This is a genomic window from Leptolyngbya sp. BL0902 (assembly GCF_016403105.1).
Taxonomy (GTDB): Bacteria; Cyanobacteriota; Cyanobacteriia; order Phormidesmidales; family Phormidesmidaceae; genus Nodosilinea.
In genome coordinates this window covers 594,764-616,398 of record NZ_CP046155.1, presented here as the reverse complement: position 1 = coordinate 616,398, position 21,635 = coordinate 594,764, and the positions used below count along the sequence as shown (strand labels likewise).

18 protein-coding genes are annotated in these 21,635 nt (G+C 59.5%); 8 read left to right on the top strand and 10 right to left on the bottom strand.

All coding sequences use genetic code 11. From position 1 onward, the window contains the following. The first annotated feature begins 3 nt into the window (after nucleotides 1-3). Entirely contained in the window at nucleotides 4-789 is a 786-nt protein-coding gene (gene xth, locus GFS31_RS02795) for an exodeoxyribonuclease III (RefSeq protein ID WP_198806769.1), read from the top strand. A gap of 198 nt (nucleotides 790-987) precedes the next feature. Continuing rightward, nucleotides 988-3,192, top strand: a complete 2,205-nt coding sequence (locus tag GFS31_RS02790; RefSeq protein ID WP_198806768.1) for a DUF1565 domain-containing protein — start codon at nucleotides 988-990, stop codon at nucleotides 3,190-3,192. Between the two features lie 37 nt (nucleotides 3,193-3,229). On the opposite strand, the gene GFS31_RS02785 is transcribed toward GFS31_RS02790, so the two are convergent. Continuing rightward, the gene (locus GFS31_RS02785; RefSeq protein ID WP_198806767.1) at nucleotides 3,230-4,828 is read right to left on the bottom strand and encodes a hypothetical protein; all 1,599 of its coding nucleotides are present in this window, start codon (nucleotides 4,826-4,828) and stop codon (nucleotides 3,230-3,232) included. A 362-nt stretch (nucleotides 4,829-5,190) separates the two neighbouring features. Beyond that, nucleotides 5,191-5,451, bottom strand: a complete 261-nt coding sequence (locus tag GFS31_RS02780) for a DUF2584 family protein (protein ID WP_225907728.1) — start codon at nucleotides 5,449-5,451, stop codon at nucleotides 5,191-5,193. Between the two features lie 184 nt (nucleotides 5,452-5,635). Here GFS31_RS02780 and GFS31_RS02775 point away from each other — a divergent pair, with 184 nt between their 5' ends. Further along, the gene (locus tag GFS31_RS02775) at nucleotides 5,636-5,872 is read left to right on the top strand and encodes a hypothetical protein (protein ID WP_198806765.1); all 237 of its coding nucleotides are present in this window, start codon (nucleotides 5,636-5,638) and stop codon (nucleotides 5,870-5,872) included. Nucleotides 5,873-6,045: 173 nt separating this feature from the next. Beyond that, nucleotides 6,046-8,694 (top strand): DNA gyrase subunit A, encoded by a 2,649-nt coding sequence (gyrA, locus tag GFS31_RS02770; RefSeq protein WP_198806764.1) that lies wholly within the window; start codon nucleotides 6,046-6,048, stop codon nucleotides 8,692-8,694. 54 nt (nucleotides 8,695-8,748) lie between these two features. On the opposite strand, the gene GFS31_RS02765 is transcribed toward gyrA, so the two are convergent. Continuing rightward, nucleotides 8,749-9,438 carry a DUF2834 domain-containing protein gene (locus tag GFS31_RS02765; protein ID WP_198806763.1) on the bottom strand — a complete coding sequence of 230 codons (690 nt, stop codon included), beginning with the start codon at nucleotides 9,436-9,438 and terminating at the stop codon, nucleotides 8,749-8,751. A gap of 376 nt (nucleotides 9,439-9,814) precedes the next feature. Between GFS31_RS02765 and GFS31_RS02760 the strand changes: the two genes are divergently transcribed. Further along, nucleotides 9,815-10,945 carry a pentapeptide repeat-containing protein gene (locus GFS31_RS02760; protein ID WP_225907545.1) on the top strand — a complete coding sequence of 377 codons (1,131 nt, stop codon included), beginning with the start codon at nucleotides 9,815-9,817 and terminating at the stop codon, nucleotides 10,943-10,945. Here the strand turns inward: GFS31_RS02760 and GFS31_RS02755 are convergent. Beyond that, complete coding sequence (locus GFS31_RS02755) at nucleotides 10,942-11,139, bottom strand: hypothetical protein (RefSeq protein WP_198806762.1); 198 nt, start codon at nucleotides 11,137-11,139, stop codon at nucleotides 10,942-10,944. The genes GFS31_RS02760 and GFS31_RS02755 overlap by 4 nt on opposite strands. A 158-nt stretch (nucleotides 11,140-11,297) precedes the next feature. Then, on the bottom strand, nucleotides 11,298-11,828 hold the full coding sequence (locus tag GFS31_RS02750; protein WP_198806761.1) for a pentapeptide repeat-containing protein: 531 nt from the start codon (nucleotides 11,826-11,828) through the stop codon (nucleotides 11,298-11,300). Nucleotides 11,829-12,314: 486 nt separating this feature from the next. On the opposite strand from GFS31_RS02750, the gene GFS31_RS02745 reads away from it, so the two are divergent. Then, nucleotides 12,315-13,355, top strand: a complete 1,041-nt coding sequence (locus GFS31_RS02745; RefSeq protein ID WP_198806760.1) for a fatty acid desaturase — start codon at nucleotides 12,315-12,317, stop codon at nucleotides 13,353-13,355. A 351-nt stretch (nucleotides 13,356-13,706) separates the two neighbouring features. Next, nucleotides 13,707-15,659: a DUF3747 domain-containing protein gene (locus GFS31_RS20910; protein ID WP_225907544.1), complete on the top strand. Its 1,953-nt coding sequence runs from the start codon at nucleotides 13,707-13,709 to the stop codon at nucleotides 15,657-15,659. Between the two features lie 52 nt (nucleotides 15,660-15,711). Here the strand turns inward: GFS31_RS20910 and GFS31_RS02730 are convergent, their stop codons facing one another. From GFS31_RS02730 to psaC, 3 genes are all read right to left on the bottom strand, one after another. Beyond that, nucleotides 15,712-16,152, bottom strand: coding sequence for a TIGR02588 family protein (locus GFS31_RS02730; RefSeq protein WP_198806759.1), 441 nt, complete (start codon nucleotides 16,150-16,152; stop codon nucleotides 15,712-15,714). Between the two features lie 223 nt (nucleotides 16,153-16,375). Further along, nucleotides 16,376-17,281, bottom strand: a complete 906-nt coding sequence (locus GFS31_RS02725) for a TIGR02587 family membrane protein (protein ID WP_263974888.1) — start codon at nucleotides 17,279-17,281, stop codon at nucleotides 16,376-16,378. Between the two features lie 162 nt (nucleotides 17,282-17,443). Further along, a complete protein-coding gene (gene psaC, locus GFS31_RS02720; RefSeq protein ID WP_012307203.1) occupies nucleotides 17,444-17,689 on the bottom strand; it encodes a photosystem I iron-sulfur center protein PsaC in 246 nt (81 codons plus the stop codon). A 366-nt stretch (nucleotides 17,690-18,055) separates the two neighbouring features. Between psaC and GFS31_RS02715 the strand changes: the two genes are divergently transcribed. Then, complete coding sequence (locus tag GFS31_RS02715; RefSeq protein WP_198806758.1) at nucleotides 18,056-18,916, top strand: methyltransferase domain-containing protein; 861 nt, start codon at nucleotides 18,056-18,058, stop codon at nucleotides 18,914-18,916. A gap of 20 nt (nucleotides 18,917-18,936) precedes the next feature. Here GFS31_RS02715 and GFS31_RS02710 read toward each other — a convergent pair whose 3' ends face one another. Both GFS31_RS02710 and GFS31_RS02705 read right to left on the bottom strand, forming a co-directional pair. Next, entirely contained in the window at nucleotides 18,937-19,671 is a 735-nt protein-coding gene (locus tag GFS31_RS02710) for a protein-L-isoaspartate(D-aspartate) O-methyltransferase (RefSeq protein WP_225907543.1), read from the bottom strand. Nucleotides 19,672-19,881: 210 nt separating this feature from the next. Then, the gene (locus GFS31_RS02705) at nucleotides 19,882-21,564 is read right to left on the bottom strand and encodes a DUF11 domain-containing protein (protein ID WP_198806757.1); all 1,683 of its coding nucleotides are present in this window, start codon (nucleotides 21,562-21,564) and stop codon (nucleotides 19,882-19,884) included. Between the last annotated feature and the right edge of the window lie 71 nt (nucleotides 21,565-21,635).

The window sequence follows — 21,635 nt, the reverse complement described above, 5'->3', positions numbered from 1 at the left end:
GCTATGAAAGTTGCCACTTGGAACGTCAATTCCATTCGCTCCCGCCTCGACCATGCCGTGCAGTGGCTCGAAACGAACCCGGTGGAGGTGCTGTGCCTGCAAGAAACCAAGGTGGTGGATGCCGACTTTCCGGCAGCAGCCTTTGAGGCCCTGGGCTACCACCCCTACATCTACGGCCAAAAGTCCTATAACGGCGTGGCGCTGATCAGCCGTCAGCCGCTAGAAAACGTGCAGCGGGGCTTTGCCGCCGTGCTGGGGGAAGACCGGGTGGGGGATTTGGACGACCAAAAGCGGGTGATTGCCGGACAGTGGGGCGACGTCTACGTGGTGAACCTCTACGTGCCCAACGGCAGCTCCATCGGCAGCGAAAAGTATGAGTACAAACTTCGGTGGCTGGCTTGCCTGAAGGAATACCTGGCGGCCCTGCTGAAGGACTACCCCAACTTGAACGTCTGCGGCGATTTCAATATTGCCCTAGAGGACAAAGACATCTACAACCCAGAGGGCAAGGACAAGCACATCATGGCCTCCCCGGTGGAGCGGGACGCCCTGCGGGATGTGCTGTCGGTGGGGCTCTCCGATGCCTTTCGCAAGTTTACCGACGAGGGCGGACACTTTAGCTGGTGGGACTACCGCGCCGCGTCCTTCCGTCGCAATCTGGGCTGGCGTATCGACCACCACTATCTCTCGGCCCCGTTGTATGACCGGGCCACCGCCTGCACCATCGACCTCGAACCCCGCCGCCTCGAAAAGCCCAGCGACCATACTCCGGTGGTTGTGGAATATTGAATCAGGACAGGCGGAATCAGGGCGTGACCCAAGGGCCTAGCTCTGTTAACTTTGGTAAACAAGCGCCTCGTTTTTTGAGGTTTAAGCTATTAGTTTGTCGTTTCTGGTAGCTAGGCGTTCTCCGGGGGCGGCTCCCCATCATCGCCCTAGACCAGATGCCACTGATCTCCACTGGTTCACCGCCCATAGGTCATGCCCATGCGCTCCTCCATATCCCTGCATCCTGCTCTGCTTAGCCCAGCCCTTGTAGCAGCCCTGGCGATGGTGGCAACTCCGGCCCTAGCCCAAACCGCTGCGCCTGGGGCGCTGCAACCCAGAACCACGCCATCGCCTTCGGCCCATGCCTACCCCTTGGTGCATGTCAACCCCCAGGCAGGCAGCGACACCAGCGGCGACGGTAGCCAGCTTCGTCCCTACCAAACCATCACCCATGCCCTGCGGCTGGCCCCGGTCAATTCCATCGTGCTGCTGGCTCCGGGAAACTACAGCGAGGCCAGTGGGGAGCAGTTCCCCATCCAGTTGCGCCCAGGGGTAACGGTACAGGGCTCGCCCAACGGTGCATTGGGCCAAACGGTGATTCGCGGCAGCGGCATTTTTGCCAGCGCCACGGCGGGCATGGTGCAGGCCACCCTGGTTGGAGCCGATGGATCGGGCCTCGGCCATGTGACGGTGACGAACACCAGCACGGCGGGCTATGGCCTGGTGATTGAGGCCGGACGCCCCACCATTCGCCAAAACCAGTTTGTGGGCAGCGGCTATGGCGGGGTGTATGTGTCGGGAACCAGCGCTCCGGTGCTGGAGGGCAACCAGTTTAGCCAGAATGGCGTGGTGGGATTGGTGCTCTCCGGGCAGTCAGCCGCCGAGGTGCGGGGCAATCGCTTTGAGCAAACCGGGATCGGCATTCGAGTGGCTCCCGGTGCCCAGCCGCAGATTATCAACAACACCATCGTCCAAAACCAGGAGGGCTTGCTGCTTGACGGTAGCGCCAACCCGATTCTTCAGGACAATGTGATTGCCCAGAATCGCCGCAATGGCGTCGTGGAATTTCAAACCGCCCTCAAGGTCGAAACCTCGGCCCCAGAGGCCGTGCTGCCTGCCGTTGTTGCCGTGCCGCCCGCGCTTGTTCACCGGGCTGATACCGGGACAACTCCAGCGGTGGCCCTGGCTCCCTCCGGAGTAGCGGCCAATCCTCCGATGATTCAGGCTCCCCCGGTAGCAGCGGCGTTGACGGTTCCCCCGGTGGCCCAATCCCCTGTAATCCAGACTCCTCCGGTGGATGCGGCGTTGACGGTTCCCCCGGTGGCCCAATCCCCTGGGATTCAGGCGGCGGATACTCCGGCGACGGTGGCTCCTGGGGCCGAGGCTCCCAGTTCTGGAGTAGTTCCCCCAGGGGCGGTGGCTCAGCCCGACCCAGTTCCCACGCAGCCCCTGCCCGATGCCCTGCCGCTGAGGCCATCATCCCCGGCCTTAGCCCTGTCTTCAGCGGTGTCCTCGGTCACACCAGCCGCCCCCCCAGCTACCGCCGCCGCCGAGCCCCTGGCCACGGAAACCACGGCCACAGAAACCATCGCCACAGAAACCACAGCCATTGACCTGCCTGTACCAGCGGTGCCTGTCATCCCAGAACCCGCGACCCTGGCCCGTGCGGAGGCCGATCTGCCGTCGATGCCCATTGCCGTCAGCCCGATGCCTGGAGGGAGAGCCGTCACACCAGCGGCAGAACCAGCGGTGGTGCAGCCTTCTACGCCGTCTCCTACCCCCCACGAGACCGTCTTGGCGGCGCGGGAAACGCTCCGGCGCTGGCGACTGTACCAGGAGTCCGTCGCTCGATCTGCCGCCGATGCCAATTCTGCCGATGCCGTTTCAACGGTGGAGGACGCCCCTACCGCCGAGGCGGCAGCGATTCCCATCGCCGTGATTCCGCCCCCGGTTGATACCGTGGCTAGGGCCAATGAGGCTCCCTCCCGTTTGGCCGAGCCCGCCGCCGCAACTACGCCTTTCCGGCCCCCGGTTCCGGCCCAAGGCAACCCCGCCAGCGTCGATGCTCTGCCCCGCAACCCGGATCTCCTACCCGTGCCCGACCGTAGGATTCCCCAAGGGAGCGGTGGATCGACGCTGCCAACCCTTGCCCCGCCGTCTACCACCCTCGCCCTCAACGGTGCGCCCCCGGCCCCGCCTTCCCATCGTGGATTGTTGGGGTTGGTCTACACCGTGGTAGTCCCTGCGGCTGATGTCACGACCCAGGCCCAGGTGCGAGCCATGGTCGCCGATGCCTTTCGGATTCACCTCAACGGGCAGACCATGATGCAGGTGGGAGCCTACGCCGACGAAGCTACCGCCACCGCCAAGGCCAATGAACTCTTGGCCCAGGGCCTAGATGCCCGCGTAGAGTACCGTCCCTAGGGGCTAGGGGCAACTCCAGGGCGAAGTTAGAACTGGGTTAGAACTGAAGGTTGAGGTCTTCGAGGGGGCGATTCCGCAAATCCTCCGGCAGGGTGGCGGGCGGAGCTGTCGGTTCTGGCAACCGGAGAGCTGGCGGACTGGGAGGATTGGGCCTAGGACGCGGGTCTGGCGGCGGACTAGGGGCCGCAGGGCTTCGGGGCGCTTGGGCCGACGGTTGTGGTGAGGGCTGGGCGGCGGGTGGGCTGGGGCTGTTGGGCCGCAGGGCTTCGGGGTTAAGGATAATGGGCGGGTTAGGGTTGGGGTTGAAGGTCTCAAAGGTCACGGCCCGCACCACCGGGGGATGGTGGCCATCGCTGACCCGTAGGGTGAGGGTGGTACTGCCGGAAGGGGGCAGGGGCAGGCGCAAACTCCCCGAACGGCCCACGGTGCCAGGGGAAGGCAGCAGTTCTACCTGGGCGGTAGATCCTCCCTCCACCTGCCAATCGAGCTGGAAGCCAGGAATGGGCTGACCGGGCTCTACCGGAACCAAATACTTAGGATCGGCTTCTTGGCCATTAATACGAAAGGCCGTGATCGCCAGGGGCCGAGGCTGCACTTCCACCACCTCACTCACCTTCACCGGGGGCGTTTCGGTGTCGGCTAACCCCACCGGAATTGGCGTTAGCTCAAACTGGTATTGCCCCACCTGGCCCATGCCCGTGGGCACCCCTTGACACACCAAATATTCGCCGATTTGGCAGAAGGGCTGTAGTTCCTCCGGCAGGGTCAACAGGGTAGGATTTTCGGGATTTCGCAGGGAAAACCGCCGTCCGCCCACCGTGGTGCCCCCCGGCTTCCGCACCACCAGCAGCAGATCCTGCAACGCCTGGGGATGGGTGACGATCCAGCTTAGCTCAATGCCGTTGCCCGTCACCGGAGGAGCCAGCGTGGGCTGGTTGGCGCTGACCGGGGTGCCCGCCTCCGAATAAATCACCTGCTGGGGCACCAGTTCTATCGCCACGGGCATGGGCCGCTGCGTAATCGTGACCAGGCTACTCGTCGCCTGGATCGGCGGCAAGTTTAGGGACGCCTTCGGCAACAGCGTGACCTCAAAACGATACTGCCCCGGCTCCCGAAGCTGGGTCGGCACATTCTCGCAGGAGAGGCGCTGGCGCGTTTGGCTACAGTAGGCTAACAGATCCACAGGCAGAGAACTGGATCCAGTACCTGCCAAATCATAGGTCTTCGGCTCACCGACCAAGGCCCCCTCCGCCGTCAAAGTTCGCACCACCAAGGTCTCAACCTGGCGCGGATGGCTGATCTGCCAGTTCAACAGCGGGGCCTGTTGCGCCGCCACGGCATACTGGCTGGCAGAGGGCGCAAAGTCTAGCACGTAGGGCCGCAGGGGCGGACGCAACCACCAGGCCCACAGCCCATAGCCGATTCCCCCCATGGCCAAAACCGCTGCCCCCAGCCCTAGCCGTTGTCGCCACGACCGCCGGGGCACCCCCGATGGCGGAGGGGTTAACGTTAGGGCCATGGCCGCCTGACTAGCCGCCTCAGCGTTTGCCCCAGCCATCGACCCAGGGCCACCCGCCAAGGATGCCCCATCGTCCCCCTCTGGGGGTTGCCACGGTTCAAATTGAGACCCGGTCATAGTAACGCTGCTTCCTCACACTTTACCCAGCGCCAGCGGAGACAGTACCGCTCCGTGAACACCATCGTGCATCAATGCCGATTGAACAATCATAGAGGTTGCCTCCCCAGGATGACAGATCGCCTCCCCGTCGCTGTCTCAGAATACAGTGGCCTTAGCGAAAACTGGCTTGGGCAGGCCGCATCATAGCGCTACAAGCTGAGCATCACAACAGCCGGAGGAAAGAGATGGTAGCCCATCAGCCAACGGTCAGATCCAGGGTTTGGACGATCCATGGTGAGGCCAAGGAATCAGCTAAAACGCCTCAGAAAAACCGTAGCGCTATCCAGCCTTTTATCGATGGCCTAAGGATGGCCTGAGTTTTAAGTTTTGGTCAACACCGGAAACTCATAAACTCGATCAATCTCAAAGCTTATTTGAGTCACACCATTTTCCCAAACCAGCTTGTAGATTCTAATATCTGCTTGGGCAAACCAGTTCTCATCAACCAAAGGAATCGGCACATCAATCGGGATGATTCGATATCCTTCCTTTTGGACAACGTGTCTTCCACCTTTCTTAAGGTGAAGAGGATATCCCTGGGCAGGCGTTAACTTCAGCATGCTATTCACTTCACAAGGCATTCCCATGGGTTTAGTTTCTCCAATACTTCATACTCGATCCAATTTACGGCGCTAATTCATTAAAGGAGGAGAACTTTAAAGTCCTTAGAATGAAGTCGCTCAGCCACTGCGATAGGGCTAGGTGCGAATCCTATGGCCATCGCAGAAGAAATCTTTGTAGAGCCTTCGGTGGAGGCGCACTCAAATGATGGATCAATCGCTGAACGTCAAAACGTTGCGGGAGGCCCTCAATAGTCTCGGCCTCCAGGTTACGTTCGTTAATGCGGTGAACGCAACTCTGCCACCCGCATTACTACACCATCGGGTTATCGTGCCGACGACGGGTTCTCTCCTTGGCCACGGTGAGGATTTGCTGGGCCTCCAAGATCCGCCGCAACCCTACCCGAACTGCACTACAACCATTTCCCCCGTCACCGCCTAGGAGCCTAGCCCCATTGCAGCCCTAGCCCTAGGGACTTACAAACAAGGCTTCTGTGCTAAAATAGACCAGGCACGAGTCCCCAAAAATCAAGCCTTTCAAGCGCTATTCAGCACCATTCGGTGCGAGGGTCTGACTAGCGCTTTGTTGTTCGCAAATTCGGAGTTTTTCTGCCCATGGCAACCCCAGAAGAGCGTATCGTTCCCACCGATCTACGCAACGAAATGGAAAGCTCCTATCTGGAATACGCCATGAGCGTGATCGTGGGTCGAGCCTTGCCCGATGCCAGGGACGGCCTCAAGCCTGTGCATCGTCGCATTCTGTATGCCATGCACGAACTGGGTTTGGCGGCGGATCGGCCTTTCCGTAAGTGCGCCCGGGTGGTGGGGGAAGTGCTGGGTAAGTATCACCCCCACGGCGATACGGCGGTTTACGATGCCCTGGTGCGGATGGCCCAGGATTTTTCGATGCGGTCGCCGCTGATCAATGGTCACGGCAACTTTGGCTCCATCGACAACGACCCTCCGGCGGCGATGCGATACACCGAATGCCGCCTGCAATCCCTGACCAGCGACTCCCTGTTGCAGGATATCGAGTCGGAAACCGTCGATTTTGCCGATAACTTCGATGGTTCCCAGCAGGAGCCCGTGGTGCTGCCCTCGCGCTTGCCCCAGCTTTTACTGAATGGTTCCTCCGGCATTGCCGTGGGGATGGCGACGAACATTCCGCCCCACAACCCCGGTGAGCTGATCGACGGCGTGATCGCCCTGATCCACAACCCCGACATCACCACCGCCGAATTGATGGAGATCATCCCCGGCCCGGACTTTCCCACCGGAGCCCAAATCCTGGGCCGCAGCGGCATTCGCGATGCCTACAACACCGGGCGCGGCTCTGTGACCATGCGCGGCGTGGCCAGTCTGGAAACCATTGAGCACCGGGGGCGGCCCGACCGAGAAGCCATCATCATCACCGAACTGCCCTACCAAACCAACAAGGCGGGCATGATCGAGCGCATCGCCGAAATGGTGAACGAGCGCAAACTAGAGGGCATTTCCGACATCCGCGACGAGAGCGACCGGGACGGAATGCGGATCGTGATCGAACTGAAGCGCGACGCCTACCCCCGCGTGGTGCTAAACAACCTCTATAAGCAAACGCCGCTGCAAAACAACTTTGGCGTCAACATGCTGGCCCTGGTGAACGGGGAACCCCAACTGCTGGGCCTGAAGCGAATGCTGGAGGTATTCCTGGAGTTCCGGGAAGAGACCATCACCCGCCGCACCCGCTACGAACTGCGCAAGGCCCAGGAGCGGGATCACATCCTTCAAGGCTATCTGATTGCCCTAGCCAACTTGGATGCGGTGATTGCCCTGATTCGCCACGCCGCCGACACCCCCACCGCCAAGCAGGAATTGATGGACACCTACGGCCTCTCGGAGGTGCAGTCGGACGCCATTCTACAAATGCAGTTGCGCCGCCTCACCGCCCTCGAGGCCGACAAAATCCAGAGCGAACACGAAGACCTGATGGCTAAAATCACGGATCTTCAGGATATTTTGGCCCGTCGGGAGCGGATTCTCGAAATTATCATCACCGAGCTGGGCGATCTCAAGGCCAAGCACAACACCCCCCGCCGCACCACCATCGAGATGGACGAGGGTGAACTCAGCGACATTTCTCTCATCGCTAACGAGCAGGTAGTCATTCTGGTGACGGATCAGGGCTACATCAAGCGGATGCCCGTCACCACCTTTGAGGCCCAAAGCCGCGCCACCCGTGGCAAGGCCGGAGCCAAGATGAAGGAGGACGATGGCGTTCAGCACTTCATCACCTGCTACACCCACGATTATCTGATGTTCTTCAGCGACCGAGGCGTGGCCTACTCTATGCGGGCCTACCAGGTGCCCGAAGGTTCGCGGGCAGCGCGGGGCATTCCCATCGTGCAAATGCTGCCCATCCCCAAGGAAGAGGTGATTACCTCGGTGCTATCGGTGCGGGAATTCACCGATGAAGACTATCTGGTGATGCTAACGCGGGGTGGCTTCGTTAAAAAAACAGCCCTCTCTGCCTTCAGCAATATCCGGGCCAACGGTCTGATCGCCATTTCCCTCGAAGAGGGCGACCAACTGCGCTGGGTGCGCCTCGCCCGCAGCACCGACAGCATTCTGATCGGTTCCCGCCACGGCATGACCATCCACTTCAAGGTAGACGACGACCAACTGCGGCCCCTCGGTCGGCCCACCCGTGGGGTACGGGCCATGGCCCTGCGCGATGGCGACGAGTTGATCAGCATGGATATTCTGCCGAGCCAAGTGGTTGAAGCCGTGCAGGCCGCTGCCGATAGCGAGAGCGAAGACGACGAAGATACCCTCGTTGCCACCAACGATCCCGGCCCCTGGGTGCTGGTGATCGCCTCCTCTGGCCTAGGGAAGCGGGTGCCTGTGTCGAAATTCCGCCTGCAAAACCGGGCGGGGCTAGGGCTGAAGGCCATCAAGTTCCGCAAGAACGACGACACCCTAGCGGCCCTGCGGGTGGTCAGCGATGGCGACGAACTAATGCTGGTGACAAACCGAGGCATCATCATTCGTCAGCGGGTGAACGACATCTCTATCCAGTCTCGTCCGGCCACCGGGGTGCGGCTGCAACGGTTGGATGGGGAAGACGCCATTGCTGCTGTGGCCGTGGTGCCCCCCGCCCTGCAAGAGCCCGACGACCTTTTGGCCCCCAGCGATACTGCCGAAGACACCGCCGCTGAAGAGGCTGTGGCCGAAGAGGCTGTTACCGAAGATACTGTTGCCGAAGAGACCACTGAGAATGCGTAAGCCGCAGGCCCAGTCGGATTTTAGAAGGACACACTAGGGCTCCAGAGCCTCACGCTAGCCCAGACCCGATGACTCCGGTACTGGGGCGAGGGTTGGCGCTTGACTGGACTGATCTCTAGGCAGGGGAGGCCGCAGGGCGAGGTAGAGCGCGGCTCCAAGGAGGGGCAACGCCAAGACAGAGGGAATTACCCACCCCTGACGGAGACCACGTCGGGGCAGATCATCGATCAAGAGAACCGGGAACAAGAGCCACAGGGCACAAAAATCCAAGGTCATGACGTGGACAAACCGGGAGGTTTGCCACTGCTGCCAGAAGGCCGACCAATCGCCATAGATGAGCCCCCAGCCCAGCAGCACCAAGGCCGCCAGGGCCAAACTTGCGCCCAACAGACGACTCCCAACCACCCGCAACAGTCGATCCTCTGGGCCAACCCAGGGAACAGGGGATCGCAGAGCTAGGTAGGGCAATAGGGCAAAGGCTCCTACCGCAAAGGAAGCGCCCACAAAGGGCCACGCCCAGATTCGCTGCCCTCGGCCATCCACCAGCGCCACGGCAGCATAGACCATGGGCCAGAGACCCATGGCATTGAACAGAGCAATCAGCGCTGGGTTGAGGCCATCCCAGTTTCCGGTGGACAGGCGCAGGATGAGATCGGCGATATCGGGCTGATCGGGAGGGGCTAGGAGCACGGCATACCCGACAAAGCTCAGCCACAGGAGGCCAAAAACGAGTCGTTGCATCATCGGATAACTGATAAGTTTCACACTGAAATATCAAACAAGCTCAATATAGACTGACAGGAATGGCAAAACCAACTAATCTTTAGTCAGGAGGTTTTGGCTCCCGCAATGGCAAATGTTAAAAAATATTTAATATTGATCTAAGTTGTTAATTTCTTGATCTTCGCCATCTTTAATTTAGCGTGCTAGATCTAGGCTATAGGCATTTTTACCATTCATTCTGCCATCTATAGCCAGTGATTGGCCTAGTTAGAAGCACTGAATTATCCAGTCAGACCAAAATTTGATACCATTATCAATTCTCTATTTTCCGCAGCATGGGCCTGATATAGCCACCGAGAACCTTGGTTCAGTGACTTCATGGGCATCCTTTGCTATCTTGCCTTTTTCTCAACTTGCCTGTTACATCACCAGCACTCAAGCTACCGTCCAGCTTCGTCTCGCGATGAGCTACAGCCACACCTGGGACGATAGCGACTCTCTCAGTCTCCTGTTTGCTGTTCTCATTTTGGAAACTACCGTGCCCACCATCGCCCTCCGTGAGTCCGGTTTTACCAGGACTTCCCACCGCAGTACTATGAACATTCAGTACTTTCTTGAACTTTACGAGGCAGGCTACCGCGATTTCGTCGGCATTCAGTTGGCCGGGGCCGATTTGGCCCACCACATTCTGGTCGAGGTCGATCTCAGTCGCTCCAACCTCAAAGGCACCAACCTCAGCCGTTCTTTCCTCACCCAGGCTGTTTTGGTGGGGGCCAAGGGCAACTGGGCTAACTTCAGCTTTGCCAAGATGAGCGAGGCCAACCTAGCTGGGGCTGATTTCACCAAGGCCAGCTTTCGGGGAGCCTTTCTGGTGCAGGCCAACCTTCACCAAACTCAGCTCAGTGGCGCAGATTTGTGCTACGTCAACCTGCGGAATGCCAACCTGTGCGGCGCGAACCTGTGCGGGGCCAACCTCAGTGGGGCCAACCTACGCGGGGCCAATCTGCGGGAAGCCAACCTCGCCTGGGCACACCTTACCGGGGTACGGCTGAGTGGGGCCGACCTAGACCGTACTTGCCTGTCTGCCGTCAACCTGGAGGGAGCTTGGCTGAACGGCGTAGACCTCAGTGGTCTGGATCTGTCGGGGGTCAACCTCAAGGATGCCAAACTAAACGGGGCCAACCTCGACCACACCAACCTAAGTGCCGCCAACCTTTCCCATACCACCATGCGCGGCGTCTCTATGGTGGGAGCTAATTTGTGCAACGCTAATCTAACGGGGGCTGTGGTATGGCACGGCAACCTCGATGAGGTCAATCTCTCCCGGGCTGATCTAACCCGCGCCCACTTGGGGGAAGCTTCGCTGCGGTCGGCCTGTGTTGAGGGCACAGAATTTACCGAATCTGTGCTGCCTACGGAGGCCCGATCCTACCTGTATGCTGCCGTCCATGGCGAAACCCGATGGACTCGCCGCCCTGCCAAGGAGACCTTGGATCATTCACTGTTTATCGACCGACTGTTGACCTAGTCCACCACTCGCAAACGCCCCTGCTGAATCGCCTCAAAAATGCGTTGGGCGAGGGCTTGTTCCTGGCTGCTGATTTGCGCTTTGCCTAGCAAAAGCTGCATCAGATCCTGCTGTACCTGGCGAGTAATGCGACGATCCGTAAAGATTTGATCGGCGATGGCAGCAAGGGTAGGAGGAGAGGTGGTAGATGTCATAGCCAGAATGGGTAAGATGCATTTCTGTTCTTACTATCTGCTTTTTTGGGGCGCAATACTGTGACCCACTCTCTGCCCCCTTGTGATCTTTTCCAGCGTTTTTGCGTGATCTTAGCGACTTTTTGGCGTGTCTCAGATCACAATTCATACGGCTGAGGCTAATGGATACCCCAGGAAATCCAGCGAGATTCTCCCGTGGGGCGAGTATCCACACCGCAGTGGCGCAGCAAATTCAGGTTAGCTCCGCCTAGGTCGGCCTCGGCTAAGTGGGTATCCTCTACCCAGGCGCTGACTAGGTTGGCGTTGGTGAGGTTAGCCCCGCTGAGGATGACCTCACACAGAATTGCCCCCCGCAGATCGGCTTGCTCTAGGTTGGCCGTACGCAGGTCGGCCTGGCTGAGATCGGCCCCCACGAGGCTAGCCCGCCGTAGATCGGCCCCAATTAAATTGGTGTGTTTGAGGTTGGCTCCGCTCAGATCGGTGCCCGTGAGGTCGGCATCGGAGAGGTTGGCCCGCTCAAGGTTGGCCCGGGAGAGGTCAGTGCCATCGAGGGCGGCTTGGGAGAGGTCGGCCCCACGAAGGTCGATACCGCTGAGGTTGACTCCCCGCAAGTCCAGCCGATGCAGCCTGACCCCCGAAAAGTTACGGTCGCCTCGGTTGTACTCGTGTAGAAATTGTTGAACATCCATGGCAGCGGCCTCCATCGATCAGGAGTTGGGTTGAGGGAAAGAAGGGAAGGCGTAGATGCCTAGGCTGAGCTAACGGCAATCCCGTGCTCCACCGTCCCTGGCCTTGGCTGAAATGTAACTCAGGCTACATTCATTTTCCCCTACCCTCTGGGAGTCTGGGGACAGTCGTTCATAGAACGCAAGGGTTGCAGCGATGGGGGGAGGTAAGGGGTGGGCGACCCCGGTTCAACATGGTATAAATGTGAAGGAATACTAAGTGCTCTCATTTGGTGTCTTCTTGCTCCGCCAGGTGTTCTACAGTCACGCCCGCAGCGGCTTCCATTCAGTCGTGCTCTCCCCGTACTGCTTGGTCATCCGGCGTATGCACTGTTCTTTTCCAGCCAGAGAAGAACAGATTTTTTTGGCACATTTGTTTTTGCAGGTTTATTGTCTTCAAAGCGGTGTTGCCAAGTTGCCTAGCCTTGTTCATTTCGTGGAGACCGTTCTTTGACTGCTACTGCTGAGCCTTCCGCCGTTCAAGCGGATGTCCTTTCCTACCAAGACCTGACCCTAAAGCAGGTCATCCAAAGCATTCCCAAAGTCTATTTTCAAAAAGATCCGCGCAAAGCCTGGGCCTCCGTAGCTCTAAGCGTAGCTGCGGTGATTGCAGGCTACACCGCCCTCTATTTTTCGCCTTGGTTTTTGCTGCCCATCACCTGGTTTTTGACGGGCACCGCGCTGACGGGATTTTTTGTCATCGGCCATGACTGCGGCCACCGTTCCTTTTCCAATCGTCGCTGGGTGAACAACCTGGTGGGGCATCTGGCTATGCTGCCGTTGATTTACCCCTTCCATAGCTGGCGACTGCTCCACGATATCCACCACCGCAACACCAACAACCTGGATATTGACAACGCCTGGACACCCTGGACAGAGCAGGAGTATACCGAAGCCAGCGGCTTCATGAAAGGGGTGTACCAAGGGATGCGGGGTTGGCTATGGTGGCTGGCTTCTGTGGCCCACTGGGCGGTGCTGCACTTCAACCTCAACAACTTTGAGCCCCGCGACCGAGCTAAGGTGAGCCGTTCCATCGCCGCTGTGGTAATTTTTGCCGCCATTCTTTTCCCCACCCTATGGGCGGTGGCTGGGCCTTGGGGCATTGTCAAATACTGGCTGATGCCCTGGCTGGGCTACCACTTCTGGATGAGCACCTTCACCCTGGTGCACCACACCATCCCCGAAATTCAGTTTCGCCCCGCCGACACCTGGAACGAAGTGGAAGCCCAACTCGGCGGCACTCTCCACTGCGACTATCCCAAGTGGGTTGAGGTGCTGTGTCACGATATCAACGTCCATGTTCCCCACCATGTCTCAGTTGGCATTCCGTCCTACAACCTGCGGCCTGCCTACGCCTCTCTCAAGGAACAGTGGGGGCCGCTGATGAAGGAAACCCGCTTCTCCTGGGATCTGATGAAAACCATTGTGGGGCGCTGCCACATCTATCACCCAGAGCGGGCCTACACTAGCTTCCGTCAGGCCAAGTCCTAGGCTCAAGTAGGGCCGCTCTCGCGAGACGCTTGGAGCACCTTCCCTAGGCCAACCATTCACCAATGCCTGGGGAAGGCCATCCTGATCACGCGAACTGCGAGCGCGTCATGGCCCTAATTGAATAGCCCTAATTGATCAGCCGATCCTTGTGGGTCGGTTTTTTGTTACCTATTTACTCTCCCAGAACCCGACTCCCCACGCCCTACGCAAGGACAGTCGGTAAACTGCGACACTAGGGCATAGCCAGACTCCGGTTAGCTCCGACAATCTGAGATAGGATTAGCGGCTTGGGTCTACCCCCGACCTCCCCTCGCCCATCCTCCGCGTTTGCTCACCCACTCACCCACCGCTATGGCTCTTCTCACCCGTTCCCTAGTGCCTCTAGCGGCCACCGTTGCCGCCGCCGTGGCCGGACTCGTTACGCCCGCTACGGCCTCCGCCAATACCTTTGGCCAACAACCTATTGACCCTAACCTGATCATCCCCGTGGCGACTCCCATTCGTAATGGGGCGCTGCACAACCTGATGATCTTGGAGCAGGTGCCCAACCGTCGCCAGTGCTGGCAGGAGCAGGCCCAGGGCAACGGCCCCACGGTGGTTGATCCGCTGCTGCTGAACTTTGACTTTGTGGGATCCTGCGAGCGCAAAACCGATAGTAACGGCTACTCGGTACGCATCAACGGTGAGGATTTGGGGGTTCAGTATCGGCTCGAAATCGTCCAACGCCAGGATGATTTGGTGCTGTTGGCCCGCCACAACCGAGATCGCAGTCTGGCCCCCATTGAAATTGGCCGCACCCAGGGCCGCGCCGATGGCCTCCTACGGATTCAGCTCAATCCGGGCTGGCAGCTCACCCGTCGCCTCTTCAACGGCCAGCCCACGGGCCACATCTACGTCACCCACGATGCCCCCCTGACCAATGTGGCGGTGGCCACGGCCCCCCTGCCGCCGCTGTCGGGTGCTGAGGCTCCGGCCCTGAGTGCTCCCCTCAACCCAGCACCCACCAGCCCCGCCGCCCCCTCCCTTCCCACCACGGTGCCGCTGAATCCTCCCCCGGTCAACCCGTCGGCTACTCGGCCCATCACGCCGCCCACCTCCAATAGCTCCGGTGGGCTGAATGTGCCCGCGCCCACCCAGCCCAACTTGCCCACAGTGGCGGTGCGCCCCAATCCCGGTACCACGCCCCCTGTCGCCAGCACCCCCAGCAATGCCCAAACGGCGGCCCAAGGCAGTCAGTTCCGGGTGATTGTGCCCGTGGCTGGCCCCACCACCCTGCCCCAGGTGCGGGCGGTAGAACCCACCGCCTTTCGGACGACGCTGAATGGGGCGGAGGTGGTGCAGGCCGGGGTGTTCCAAGAGGCGCAGCGGGCGGAGGAATTGCGGCAGCGGCTGGCCTCAGCACGGCTGTCGGCCCAGGTGGTCTCTGGATCTGGGGCCACGACGGCCCCCACCACGCCGATTTCGACTCCGCCACCCAGCAGCGTCCCTGGGTCTAACCCAGCCCCCCCAGCCTCGAACGCCAGCCATTTTCGGGTGATTGTGCCCATCAGCAGCCCCGATACCCTGCAACAGGTACGCAATGTGGAGCCCGAGGCGTTTCGGACGACGGTGGATGGTCAAAATGTGGTGCAGGTGGGCCTATTTCGGGAGCGGCAGCGGGCCGAAGAAGTGCGTCAAAGCCTCGTAGCGGCCAGTCTTCCCGCCACCATCATGGCCGCGATGGCCCCTGCCGTGGCGTCTACTCCGGTGATTCCCAATGTGCCCCGTGGCCAAACCGTGGTGGTGATTGACCCCGGCCACGGCGGACGCGACCCTGGGGCCATCGGCATTGGCGGCATTCAGGAAAAAGTAATCAACACCACCATCTCCAATCGGGTGCGGCAGCGACTGCAAGAGGCTGGCCTGACGGTGCTGATGACCCGCGAGGGCGATCAGTGGGTCGATCTCGATGCCCGCGCCCAGTTTGCCAACCGCGCTAGGGCCGACATTTTTGTCAGCATTCACGCCAACGCCATCAGTATGTCTCGCCCGGAGGTGAACGGCCTCGAAACCTACTACCTGGCCAGCGGCGAACGGTTGGCCCGCAGTATCCATCGGAGCGTATTGCAAAATACCGACATGCGCGACCGAGGCGTTCGCCAAGCCCGGTTCTATGTGCTGCGCCACACCACCATGCCCGCCGTGTTGGTGGAGACGGGGTTTGTCACCGGGGCCGAGGATGCTGCTCGGTTTCGCAACCCCGCCGCCGTCAACCAAATCGCCGACGGCATCGCCAGGGGCATTTTAGATTACCTCGGTCGCTGAGGGTTGAGGATGAGGTCAAGGGCTAGGGGGTACTTTGCTACGCGGATGCCCCCTACGGCAAGCGATAGCTAGCGACTCTAACGGTGAGGTCGCCCTTCTGGGGATTGTGGCTGAAGACAAAGCTACCCGCCTTGGTTTCGTGGCCGGAGAGAAAGTCGATTTGCTGTTCCCCGGTTTCCTCTTCGGCGTCGGGGAAATGGAGTTCGGCGGTGACTTGAACGCCGTTGGCGATGCGGCCCCCGGTGTTGGTGATGGCAAAGGGCACATAGTAGCGGCCATCGGTGATGCGGATGGCATCGGAGACCGCCACATCAAAGGCGGGGGGGCGGCTTTGGTTCACCTGCCAATCGTAGAGAATCAGGCCCACCAGCACCAGCAAAATTAGAGCCGACACCCAAAACGTGACCCATTCTGCCAAGGAGCGGCGGGTAAAGCCGTCGGCATCCATGGGCACAGGCAAAGGGGAGGATGGGTGGGGTTTCAGCAAACTCATGCAGGTTCAGCTTCAATTTCAGTAAGCCGATTTAATTCACAAGCCTTAGTAGATCGAAAACATCCTCGCTTACCGTGAGATTAGCCCTCCCCCCCGGCCCCTCTCCCAGGAGGGAGAGGGGAGCAGGAAAATTCTTCAAAATCCCTCTCCCTATTTGGGAGAGGGATTTAGGGTGAGGGCCAAGGCATGGCATAAGAAAGCGTTCGCGATCTACTAGGTCTTATTAAATTAGAATACGCCCTGCGGCCCCCCCAATGGAGGCAGGCAGGCCCAAAACGAGGGTATTACCCAGCCATTCTTGCCAGGGGTCAGTGAGGTTGAGCTGCTGAAACAGCACCATCATGATCACGGAAATCAGCAGCGCCACCAAATAGGCCACCAGGGTTTCGGTGATGGGGCTGAACAAAAGCCCCCGCTGGAGCCGTTCGCTGCGGTCGGCAAAGCCAGAGGCAAACACAATGGCGTAGGACAGCCCCAGGGAAGCCGCCATAATCAACAGCAGCCACAGGGAGGGCAACGACGACGCAATCAGCGGCACTTCCTCGGTGGGGGCAATGCTGAAGGCAATCAACACGGTGCCGATCAGGGTGGCATCGAGATCCACCAGGGCATCGCGCACGGTGGCTAGGGTCGGTGAGGAAAAATGGCGCGACAGCGGGGCCGTAGTACGACGATCTCGTACCTTGCGCCCCTGAAACGTAGACCGAGCCAGGGCCACCCCCAAGGAAAAGGGCACCGCTTCAAACACCAGCTTGCCCAAGGTTTCCGCCAGGGGCGTATCTAGGGTGATGCGCCGCAGCAGCACCAGGGCCACCGCTGCACAAACCACCCCAATCCCCACCGCCTCCACACTTTCCATCACCGCTTCTAGGGGATGCAGGCTGAGGGTTTGGCGAAAGCCCTCCACCTGGGTCAGCAGCCAAGCCCCCAGCAGCGTCGCCCCCAGCACCGTCAACAGCCACCAAGCCCCCGTAGACGACCCAATCGACCACACTTCCACGGTGTAGAGCAGGGGCACCCCAAACAAAAAGCCCCCCGCCGCCCCCCGCACCACGGCCTGAAGCTCTAGGGGCCACATCTTGAGGTCAGCGCCATCCGGCTGGGTTGGAGAGGGGTCGGATAAGGTCATAGCAGTATGGGAGAGGAGCCAGTCTTGTGGAGGGCTGAGTCGCTATCGTTGATGCCCCTACAGCCCAGGGTTAAGCCTAGCGCATCAAAAAACCCCACTGACCAAAGCCAGCAGGGAACGAGAATGCAGAAACTATGATGATGTAAGCCCGTAGGCACAGCCCTAGTAGGCCAAGCCCATGCTGCGGGTGGTTTCGGCACCCAGGTAAACCCGAATGCTGAGGAAGTCGGTGGGGCAAGCGGTTTCGCAACGCTTACAGCCCACGCAGTCTTCAGTCCGGGGGGAGGAGGCGATTTGGCCAGCCTTACAGCCATCCCAGGGAACCATCTCCAGGACGTCTAGGGGGCAGGCACGCACGCACTGGGTGCAGCCGATACAGGTATCGTAGATTTTGACGGAATGGGACATTGAATTTAAAACTCCAATGTTGGGTCACGACTACTGACTTTGACAGCCCTAAGGAGCCCCTTAAAAAGCGGTCAAAAGGGTCTATACAGTAAGGGTTTCCTAATCATGAACCAGTCTATAGCGAGAGTTTTCAGCTCTTATCATTGGCCCTGGCAAACCTTAATGGATCGTAATAATGCCCCTATAGATCCCCCTCTATCCATCGTCCCAAACCCTTGATCCACCGTTTTTCTTGGATCCCAATGGCCCCATCGCCCAGTTTCTTAATAAAGTAATGTAAACCTATTTCAGCCTTTCCCAATTCTTGAAGAGAGCGCATTCGCGATGTAATGTGCCCTACGATGGTTCCCAACTCTCTCCTCCCCCATGCCTACTCCTCTCTCCGACCAAATCCAATCCTTCTACGACGCTTCCTCCGGCCTCTGGGAGCAAATCTGGGGCGAACACATGCACCATGGCTACTACGGCCCCACGGGCACGGTGCGGAAGGATCGGCGGCAAGCCCAGATTGACCTGATCGACGAATGCTTGCGCTGGGCCAACATCACCCAGGCGGCGGCAATTTTGGACTGCGGCTGCGGTATTGGCGGCAGTGCTCTGGAGTTGGCCACCCGGTTCAACGCCAAGGTGACAGGTATTACCCTCAGCCCCGTGCAGGCCAATCGCGCCACAGAACGGGCTGAAGCAGCGGGATTAGCCGGAGACAGCGCCCCCTGTGCTCAGTTTCAGGTGGCCAACGCCCTGCAAACGCCCTTCGCCGACGAGAGCTTTGATTTCATTTGGTCGATGGAAAGCGGCGAACACATGCCCAACAAGGCGGGATTCTTGCAGGAATGCCACCGCCTCCTCAAGCCGGGGGGCAAGCTGCTGATGGTGACGTGGTGCCATCGCCCCACAGATTCCCTGGCGGGGCCGCTAACGCCTGCCGAACGGGGCCAACTGGACTGGATTTACCGAGTCTATGGCCTGCCCTACGTGCTGTCGCTGCCAGAATACCAAACCCTGGCCGAAAATACGGGTTTCCAGCAGGTACACACCGCCGACTGGTCTCAGGCCGTCGCCCCCTTTTGGGATGAGGTGATCGCCTCTGCCTTCAGTTGGGAAGCGGTCACAGGTCTAATCCAAGCAGGGCCAGAGACCATTCAAGGTGCCCTCGCCCTTTGGCCCATGCGGCAGGGGCTTTACGGCGGGCTGATCCGCTACGGACTGCTACAAGCGGTTCGTTAAGTAGGCCGTGGCCACAGAAATTAGACCGTGGCCACAGGTTCGTCTACCATCGGCACAAAGCGCACGGGAATGGTATATTCCGTAGACAGGCCCGTGAGGTGGCGAGTGATCACCAGCAGGGTTTGGCTAGAGTGGCCCACCGGAACCACCAGTTTGCCTCCCATGGCCAGTTGATCGACCAAGGCGCTGGGAATGCGGGGCGGCGCGGCTGTCACCACAATGGCGTCGTAGGGGGCGTGGTCGGCCCAACCTTCATAGCCATTGCCCCGTTTGATGTGAACGTTGGCATAGCCCATTTGGCCTAGGGTTTGCTCGGCTCGCTGGGCTAGGGAGGTCAAAATTTCTACGGAATAAACCTCCTGGGCCAGTTGGGCCAAGATCGCCGTTTGGTAGCCTGACCCAGTGCCCACCTCCAACACCTTGCCATTGGCAGGGATAGAGGCAGCATCGGTCATAAACGCAACGATGTAGGGCTGAGAAATGGTTTGCCCTTGGCCCAGGGGTAGGGGTTCATCGGCATAGGCCCGGTTGGCATAATCAGCGGGCACAAAGCGATGGCGAGGCACCATCATCAGGGCGTTGACCACCCTAGGATCGGTGATGCCGCGTCCCACAATCTGCTGCTGCACCATCTGCTGGCGCTGGTCGGCGTACTGCCGTCCGAGGGGGCCGTGGCCTAGGGAAAAAATCATGATCGGCCTCGTGGTGGGGTGGGTGTCGGGCGTGGGCGATGCGGCGGCGTTGACGTAGACCATAGCGACCTCTGAGCCCAGGCGCACCAATGAAGGGAGGGTGGACACCCCTGGGCCTATCTTGATCTTACTCCGCCTCCTAGGAGGGGAATCCCCCATTAGCCCCGGTAAGATTACCCTGATTGCATCAAAAAACCGAGGATGGGATGCTCTGGGCATCCCATCCTCGATGATTCCCCAGCAGGGGCGTGGTGTGCTGAACTAACGTTAGGTCTAGAACGGGTTGACGGTGGTACGAAACCGCACATACCCGACCTGACTTGGCCCCACGGTGGGGAAAGTGACGACCACCGCACCATTGCCCTGATTCGCCCCACAAATGGCAGGCAGCGGTGCGCCGGGAGGGAAAAATGTGGCTGGATCGCCATCAGCGGCATTGGTATAGGTCACGGTTGGATAGTTCACAGGTGGATTTTGAGAGTTCGTGGGCGCAATGGCCTGCACCCCACGCCCTGCGCCAAAGGCATTGGGCGCAAACGCAGTGCCAGGGGGGATTTGGTCGCAGATTTGGGCATTGCTAACCACAGTTTCCCCCGTATTGTTGATATAGAGGGTATATTCCACCTGGTCGGCGGGGGCCAGTTCTGGGTTGGCCACGGTGACGGTACCCTGCCCTAGGCCAGCCAATTCCAGGGCTGGAAACCCAGCATTGCCATCGGGGTTAACGGTGCCAGGAAAGGGAATGGCCGTGCCCGCCGCCGTGAGTTGGGTAATCCGCTTATTCAAAAATAGGTTGCCCGGTACGGGTGGACGCGGCACCCGGAAAAGGCCAAAGCCCCCCGCCACCAGGTCAAGCCCGCCCGCCAAGCCTTCAGGGGGAGCTGCCACCCCAGCCCCCACCGTATCCGTTGGAAAGGTGTTCCAATCGAGGATGGCATTACGATTTTGGGGGACATCTGCGGCCATCAAGGAGTAGCCAAAAATCCGGCTATTACTTTCGGGTGCAGATAACAGAGCGTTGACCGGGAAGAAAATCCCCCTAACGGACTGAGCACCCACGGAGTGGGAGGCTTGCAGATCACCGCCTGCATTTTCCCGGCGAAACACCACCGACGGGAAGTTGATATCGTTGGTAACGCCCCAGTCTGCAACCCTCACCAGAACTGGATCGCCGTAGCTGGCAGGGTTGCCGTTGGCATCAAGGCTGGTGATGGCGGCAATCAGAAATGGGTCATTACCGCCACGCTCTAGCACCAAGAAACCCTCCTGTCCTTGAAATTCAGGGGGCACCACCACACCATCACGCAAAATATAGTCAATCCGCTCGACGTTGATACGGGTATCTTGACCAGAACCTGGAGCAATTTCGTTGAAGCCAATGTTATTAAAAACGTTGTCAATCCCTCGATTCACAATGGGACTGATGAGAGCGTCAGCAATATTCACCGCTTCCTCGGGGGCGAGGCTAATATTGGTGGGAGGTGGGCCGCCAGCAATAGCGGTGCTTTCGTAGAACAAGATATCTCGGCTAATGCTGCCGTTGGGTGCAAAGCCTAGGTTGCGCCGTATTTCAATCTGCTCGTTTATCCCCGTTACCCGCCTCAAACCTCCGGGAACCGTAGCGGCCTGAAACTCCACCAAGACTCGGTTATTGCCGCTTCCAAAGGCAAGGTCTACCGCAGCTCCTGAACAGCCCTGAAGGGTAGCAGTATTGTCACAGGGGTTGGCGTAGGGCGCGTTGGGAGTATTGCTGACCAGCGGGATGTCGTTCTGGGTGGTGATGGCCGTCACAGGCCGGGGGGGGACTAGTCCAGCCTGAGCCTGAGCCGGAGGAGCCCAGCCCGCCACGCTGGTCAGGATGAATAGCCCTGCCACCAGACTGCTGGTCAACCGTTTAGCCCAAGACCAGAAGGACGCGAATAGGGCGGAGGGTGGAATCGGAGAAGGTAGGCGCATAAACAGGTTCGGGGTAAAGGCTATATCCCTAGGACAGGCGGGTGAGGCAGGCGGAAACAGGGAACAAAGGG